The sequence below is a fragment of the Planktothrix sp. FACHB-1355 genome (assembly GCF_014748295.1).
Classification (GTDB): Bacteria; Cyanobacteriota; Cyanobacteriia; order Cyanobacteriales; family Aerosakkonemataceae; genus Aerosakkonema; species Aerosakkonema funiforme_A.
Genome location: NZ_JACJUP010000225.1, coordinates 1 through 7,403 on the forward strand (window position 1 = coordinate 1; position 7,403 = coordinate 7,403).

Annotated in this window: 5 protein-coding genes and 1 pseudogene; all 6 read right to left on the reverse strand. The window is 43.3% G+C overall.

Translation table 11 applies throughout. The features are described from left to right. On the reverse strand, positions 1-2,617 hold a 2,617-nt coding region (locus H6S82_RS12030; protein ID WP_191056258.1), incomplete at its 3' end, for a LamG domain-containing protein. 466 nt (positions 2,618-3,083) lie between these two features. Then, a complete protein-coding gene (locus H6S82_RS12035; RefSeq protein WP_190468152.1) occupies positions 3,084-4,034 on the reverse strand; it encodes a glycosyltransferase in 951 nt (316 codons plus the stop codon). Beyond that, positions 4,031-4,939 carry a class I SAM-dependent methyltransferase gene (locus H6S82_RS12040; RefSeq protein WP_190468154.1) on the reverse strand — a complete coding sequence of 303 codons (909 nt, stop codon included), beginning with the start codon at positions 4,937-4,939 and terminating at the stop codon, positions 4,031-4,033. Before H6S82_RS12040 ends, H6S82_RS12035 begins: the two co-directional genes overlap by 4 nt. Before the next feature lie 2 nt (positions 4,940-4,941). Then, entirely contained in the window at positions 4,942-6,051 is a 1,110-nt protein-coding gene (locus H6S82_RS12045) for a glycosyltransferase family 4 protein (protein WP_190468157.1), read from the reverse strand. After that, positions 6,041-7,168 (reverse strand): glycosyltransferase, encoded by a 1,128-nt coding sequence (locus H6S82_RS12050; protein ID WP_190468159.1) that lies wholly within the window; start codon positions 7,166-7,168, stop codon positions 6,041-6,043. The genes H6S82_RS12045 and H6S82_RS12050 overlap by 11 nt, the downstream gene beginning before the upstream one ends. Positions 7,169-7,183: 15 nt before the next feature. Next, positions 7,184-7,403 (reverse strand): annotated as a pseudogene (locus tag H6S82_RS12055) (hypothetical protein); the annotation flags it as partial.

Below are 7,403 nucleotides of genomic sequence, written 5' to 3' on the forward strand. Positions count from 1 at the left end.
ATCGAGCTTCGGTAATCACATCAGATATTAACTGAATCGTTTGTTTGCGAATATCTAATGTTGTCCAAGTGCCTTTGAGATTACCAATGCCAAAAGAACGTACTAAAGACACGCCATCGGGAACCACAAAGCGGCATTTAGCCTGATACCATCCTCCACCGATATCAATAAATTCGGTGGCATTGGGCGTAATATTAATCCAATCTAAAGAACTGCGATTATTTTTGCCTTTGTAGGTAATCGCAAAAATTTTGCCATTGGCTCCATCCACATTATTCGGATTGACCGCCGGAGTCACTTTAAACTCAAATTCTTCGGAGTATGTCGCCCCTTCAGAGACAGCGAATAGTTCCTCATTTTCGTACTTAATTGCGGGAGTTGTTGTACCTGGAAGGTTGCGGGATAGGGAAACAGCGCTGACATAAGCACCGCCATAAACAATGCCATCATTGTTATTCACGGAAAAATCGAGGACTCGACATTCTTTATCTTCTTCAACCACCGCACCTAATCGCCAGTAACCGACTAAACCGACCTCTTTACCAGTCAGTTGCAGGTACATAGAATCTTTGATCTGGGCTTCTGTGCGGACGATTTTCCAGAGTCGAGCATCGGCGATTTGACCCTTGAAATAATTAATTCCTGCCCCATCTAAACTACAACCAATGTATAGAGGTGTTTTATCTACAATCAAACTGCCACCTGTAGGCCCTTGGGTAATCAGTTTGCCATTGATGTAGGTTTTGGCTGTGGTGCCATCGTTGGTAATAGCGACGTGATTCCATTGATTCCAAGTAATCGCACCATTGGGTGTATCAGGAGCTCCAGCATTACCTGATGATGAAGTATGGAAACGATGGTGAATGAATCCATTACTGTTTAACCAGATATTAAAATTCCGACCCGGTTTGCCGATGATTCCTTGCCAAGCATCAAGAGGATTCTCAGGTTTAATCCAAACTTCTACGGTGTAGGTGGTAATGTGGAAATCAGGATTATCCGGCAAAGCTACATAATCATTCACCCCATCAAAAACCAAACCCCGCCGTTTCAGCGATTCCATTTTTAGGTTAACGGCAGTTCCGGTTTGCCATTTAATATCATCGAGGCTGAAGGTTTTATCGTCAATTTTCGTGACGGTGTAGGTGCCGTTATAATCTCTGGTATCGACAATCTGGACTGATTCCCCAGTATTTAAACCGTGATTGAAGGCGGTAATTCTTAATTTCCCGGTACTGGTAATTTCACAACCCGTTACCGCACCATTAAAAACTAACCCCGTTTGTTCTTCGGGGATAACTTCCCAGTTTCCTAACACTGGACTCGGTGGTGTCACTTCAAAGACATTATCATCTATTTTGGTGATGCCTTGTTGGAAGCTATTGTAGTTGCGAGTTCCACTAATTTTCACTTGGTTAATTTTTGTGGGATCGAGGTTAGTTACCGTTGACGAAACGACATTGACTGCATCTTCTTCTCCCTGTTGCAAACAAGCAATCTGTCCTTGGGGCGGTGGGGTGGTTGTGCCAATGATTTTGACGTTATCTAAGTTGTTTAAGGGTAATAAAACTTGACGAGCCGTATTGCGCCAAATTTTCTCCGTCGCCGTGGGAGCAATTTGCGACAATGTACCATCGCCTGCTACGGCAAAACTGAAGGCTGCCACATTCCCCGTACTCATGGGAATGGCTAACATGACTTTGGTACTATCCCGTAATAACTGCATCCCGTCGTCGGTTTGCTGTTCCCGTTGTACGTCGTATTTCGTAGCGCTTAAACCGCTAACAACCGTCAGAGTTCCTAAATCTAAGGTGCGTTTGATAATCCCGGCAAGACTACGAGGAATCAGATTATCATTTGATTCTTCAAAAACGGTGTAATCTTGCACATCAAACAGCCCCTCTTCTGACATTAGCAGAGTTGTCAGTTCGACTTTCTTGCTTTGGCTGTTGTAGGCAAAAATATGCCAGCGATAAACGTCATTTTCAATAGTGGGAACTAAAACAACAGAAAACCAGCCGTTTTGCAGGTTATTGATTAAACTTAATTCAGTGGTGGGTTCGTAAAAAAATTTCCCATTAATGTCGCGGAAGTCCAGGGTGTCAATATTAGTAAGTCCACTGGCTCCTTTTTTCATGTTTTTACTGGCTTCGTGTTTCTGGCGACTGCGCTTAAACCGTACTTCTAGTTTGCGGTTCAGCTTGTTAGTCATGCCATCTAACACAAATCGGTCTACCAGTAGAGTATTAGATTTGGACTGGCGGAACACATAAACATGACCCAAGGCAGAAATCAGTTGTACAGGTGCAACGGCAGTTTGGTCGAAGGTTTTGTAGCGAGAACGTAAAACAAAACTACTAGAATTGGCCATATCGGTCAATTCTGCGGTTTCTTGGTCGATGACTGACTGGTCATCGTCTTCATTGGGAAATTCTAATTCTTGCCAACTTTCCCAACCTGTTCTTTGTTCCGGTGGTGTGTTGAGGTAGCTGTCTTCAAAACCGTCTTGTTTGACGCTGTACCAAATTTTACCATCGGCATCGGTGGCAACAATTACTACTTTACCCTCGTGGGCAATGGTATTGATATGTTGGAGCTTCTCTTTACTTAGATACATATGATACCAAATGTGTCAACGGTCTTTTTATACATTTAAAAACACGTCTTTAGATAGAGGCGTTATAATTTTTTATTTATCTTAAATATGATTAATTATTTAACCCACATTCCGCACCCTAAAGTGTCACACACGCTCAAAGTAGTGTGGTGAGAGTTTTTGCTTGTTACATATAGGGTTTAGTTGATTTGTCCTATACTAAATATGAGACAAATAGAAGGTGCGACACACTACATCTAGGGGATGGGGAATGTGGGATTTAAGTTGAAAAGTTTAGTTATATATAGTAGTTTGTGTAGAAATATTAATCGCGATCGTCAACAATCTTTTTGCCCGAATGCTAATGCCTACGGAACGCTATAGGCTAAGGCGAACGCGCTGCCTTGGCCTTTGAGAGTGGGTAAGGTACAGTAATTACTCATAGTGGAAGAGTGGAAAAAATTCTGTACCATCAGCGGCTGCAACGCTAAGCAGATCGACTGGTTGTATCCAAAACTTTACTTTTGACAAAATTCAACCCAGCCCTCACGTAAATTTCCAGTTTTTCCGGTAGCGTCACGGAAGAAAGATAACTTTGGACAAGTGGCTGATATTGCGCCTCGATACCTCCATTCGCTTGACAAACACCTATACCCGCCCCCATAAGACAATTAGTATACTTATACAAAGATGGGAATTTCTCCCGTATCCAATAGGCGTGAAGGATTGAGATTCTGGCTGGTCGCAATTTGTCCTTAGTGGTAGCGTTAGCGTTATTACCGTGTATCCGATAAAAACCCAATTCTTTATACACGACAACGCCTTTACTCAGAAATAATGATGGAAAGATTAGAAAGGTTTCGTTGAGCAAAGTTGATTGGTCTTTTTCGGGTATTGGTAAAATTTTTTGGAGGAGCGATCGCCTTGCAGAAATCCCTGAAGTAGAAGAGTAGGGAAAATTTTTACCTGGTTTGCCTTGTTTGGTTTTTTCTCGCAAATCGTACTCCCGAACTGTACCTGCATAGTGATCGGGAATAGATTTATTGTCGGCGATATCCTTCAAATTCACATCCACAAATTTGAGGCGATCGAAACACCAACCCAAGTCTTGCCGATCGCCCAAAGCATTTACAACTTCTGCTACTTTTTTTGACAAATAGAGATCGTCGGCATCCAAAAAACAGATAATATCACCCCGACTGGCGGCAAAACCCGCATTGAACGCCGAAACTTGTCCGCCATTTGGCTTTAGCAATGGAATAATTTTATCCCCGTAACTGGCGATAATTTCTCGCGAATTGTCAGTGGAACCATCATCCACCACAATTACTTCTGTATGGGGATAAGTTTGTTGCAGTGCGCTGTCAATAGCATCTGGCAAGAAGCCTGCGTAGTTATGGTTGTTAATGAGGATGCTAACTAAAGGTTTATCCTTCATGTTTTACTCCCTTGAGGCTGTAAAAGTACCCACCACCAAGCGGCGTCCAAATCTTTCACAGATTTAATTGTATCGGGCAATGATTGAGTTGGCAGGGGGATACGTACAATATTTTCTTGGAGAATTGCAAAACCCGATTCTTGAACGATCGGATACCAAGATGGTAAGCGCAAGCGATTGCACCACCCATGAGTTTTGACGCATCGTCGCGCCCAAGCTTCTTCGTCGTATTCCAAAAATTCCAGCCAATTTCCATTGACGGTGTTGTCATCTTTAATATGGAAGTGATCGCGCAAATCGACGATGTGCAAGTGGATAGCTTCCGGTTTGGAAATACGTCGCAATTCTTGAAATAGTTGCGCTGGTTCCCGAACGTGTTCCAGTACGGATTTGCTGTAAATTATATCTACGGAAGCATCGGGTAATGGGAGGTGTACGCCATCGTAATTAACGTATTCTAACCGACGCGCAATTTCGTTCAAATCGACGCCGTTTAGATGGGCGGTAAGTTGTGGAAATTTGATGCGATCGGTCTCTATACTCCTCAAATAACTTACCAGTTCCTCGTATTCCTTCCCTTCCTGAAACGGAACCTTCATAAAAGGTTCTGTATCCACCATGATCGATCGACTCGCGCCAGCGAGTAGCATCAAAAAAGCAATATCGGGCGAGTTTCCCGTCCCTAACTCCAAACAGACTTTTCCCGTCACAGGAAAGTTGCGATCGCCAATCAGTTGACTGTACCTTTCTAACACATCAACTACTTGCGACGGAACGTGATCTGTCCCTCCTTCAAATTTATTTAAATTTCCTTTGATCGAGCGGACAAAATTACCTAACCAAGGCAGGTTATTCCATAGAAAACTGCGAACGTTAGTTGTAATGGCGGCGATTGTATTTGGCATAATTACTGACTCGCTTCACAATTTTTCAAAACCTGTAATATCTTGTTAGCTATATGATTCCAATTCATGCAATTTTTCATCTTGTCGCGTGCTTTTTCCGACATCGATACCAACATATAATTATCGGAGAGTAACGCCATGATGCGTTCAGCTAAAACTTCAGGTGTAGGCTGAGGAATAACCACACCGTTCACTTCGTTATCGACAATTTCTGGCATTCCATCCTGGGCAGAGACAATACAAGGAACTCCATAATTCATCGCCTCCAATAAAAAGACTGGGAAAGGATCGCAATAGGCCGGTGAAACGACTAAATCTGTGTTCAGAAACAAATCGCGCATATCCGAACGAGATGAAACATGACCGGGATTTTCAATACCATCCCGATCGATTGACATTTTTTTACCGACGATCGTCAACTTAGCATCGGGAAGTGCCTGTTTCACCTTTTTAAAGGCGGCCAATAGTAAATCTCCTCCTTTTCTTTCAAAATCAGAACCGTTAAACAAAATTCGCTTACTGCCAAAGCTTTTCTCCCCTTTATAAGGTTCTGGAAAATTGGCAGAAGCACCTACAACTGTTATTTTTTGAGGTTCTATGCTGTAGTCTTCGATTAAAGAAGTTTTTACGACATTACTCATCGTCAAAATATGATAAGCGCGTGCGTAAGCCAGACGTTCGCAGTCTAGCCAAAAATCAAGTTCTTTAGCGTTACTGAAAGGAGCCCAAGCCGACCAATTTTTCGCAGCCAGAGCCATAGTATAATCCAGGTACATCGCGTAAGGAATGTCGAATTTATCCCAAAATGGACAATACAAGGCAAATAAATGAAAAACTAAATCGGGTCTAAACTCAAATTCTCTAATTTTCTGCTCCGTCTCTTGAGATTTTTTAATAAATGTTTGCTGATTTTTGCGAAAAAACTTCTCGGCTGGCTTGAGGAGAAACTTAGGTAATAAGTTTTTGATTTTTTGCGATCGCCTAGTTTGGGTTAAATTACCTTGCGCTAGATACTCCAAGCGATCGACATGGGGAGACATCGCTTTGAATAGAAGCTGATAGCGCTCTAAAAACAAGGCATCTCCACTAACTAAAACCTTTTTAATTTCCATACTTTCGATTTCCCGAATGCGACTCAACCTGCAACACTTCTAAATACTGTGCGACAGCCTTTTCTAAAGAAAACTCAGCCGCCTTTTGTTGTAGCAATTTTGCATCTACGGGACGATCTAAAGTGCTGATAATTGCCTCTGCCATAGCTTCCGTATCCCCTACAGGTACTAGCTTTCCATACCGCCCATTCTCTAAAATCTCTGCTGGGCCACTTTTGCAGTCGGTAGAGACAGGGGAAGTTCCCGCCGCCATAGCCTCAATAAGTACAGTGGGTAGTCCCTCAAATAAGGAGGAAAGTACAAATACTGCCGATCGCGCCATATAAGCGTAGGGATTCGCCACAAACCCAGGTAAAGCGACATTTTCCGCGACACCCAGCTCGCGCACCAAAGCCTCCAAGTAGGGGCGATCGATCCCCTCACCCAAGATTATCAGCCTAGCCGGACGCTGGCTGTGTACTTTTGCAAAAGCGCGAATAAGTGTAGGAAAGTCTTTCTGCTTCTCTAAACGTCCCACACCTAAAATTACTGGCGGCGAATCGGGCGCAAACCAAGGGTGTTGGGGAAATTCAGTTATTTTTTGGAAAAGCTCTGGGGTGACAACCGGATTGTAGATCGCTTTCAGATTGTCCGACCTAAAACCCAGATTCACCAAATCTTCTGCAACGCCTTGGGATACCGCCACAACTGCATCTGCCTGGGGATAGAACCAGCGTGCTAAATAAGGCCCTATTCGTCTTTTTATCCCTTGCGTTGTGATTTGAGATTCCCAGGAAAGAGTGTTATGTACGCTCACTACTATACGGGTAGATACGCCAGCTAATTTGCGACTCCACAGAGCGATTAAATTAGTATCTTCAAAAGCGGTGAGTAGAGTTGTTGGTTGTGACTGGTGGAGATAACGTACAAAGGCAGGCATACTCAGTAGCAGTCGTTTGTACCCCAAATTGACGACTCGCACCTCTGGCGGTATGAGAGCAAGGAAAGGCCCTTCTGCCCTAACTAAAACTAAGTCTACATTTACACCGCGATCGACAAAACCCCCAATCAAGTTAACGATTACTTTCTCGGCTCCACCACCCGTGAGAGTGGGGTGAAAAATTGCCAGTTTGTCCACCCTTATTTCTCCTTTTTAATAATCAGGGGATATGCCACCTCTAATGCCTTTATAAAGCTGGATCAATTCTCGGTCGGAAAGGATGCGATCGCTCTTTTTACCCATAAAGTAATATCCCGATGCTGCATCGAATGTGCCCGGTTTGTCAACTAAGAAATAATCGAAGTATTTCCACCAAAAGGATGTAAACCGGGCGAACGCTGTCACCAATGCTTGTGCGGCTGTTGATTTGACA

Bases quoted from the DNA above. Each gene is read 5' to 3' on its own strand.
- H6S82_RS12040 (WP_190468154.1), bottom strand. From the start codon at position 4,939: ATGCCAAATACAATCGCCGCCATTACAACTAACGTTCGCAGTTTTCTA.
- H6S82_RS12045 (WP_190468157.1), bottom strand. From the start codon at position 6,051: ATGGAAATTAAAAAGGTTTTAGTTAGTGGAGATGCCTTGTTTTTAGAG.
- H6S82_RS12035 (WP_190468152.1), bottom strand. From the start codon at position 4,034: ATGAAGGATAAACCTTTAGTTAGCATCCTCATTAACAACCATAACTAC.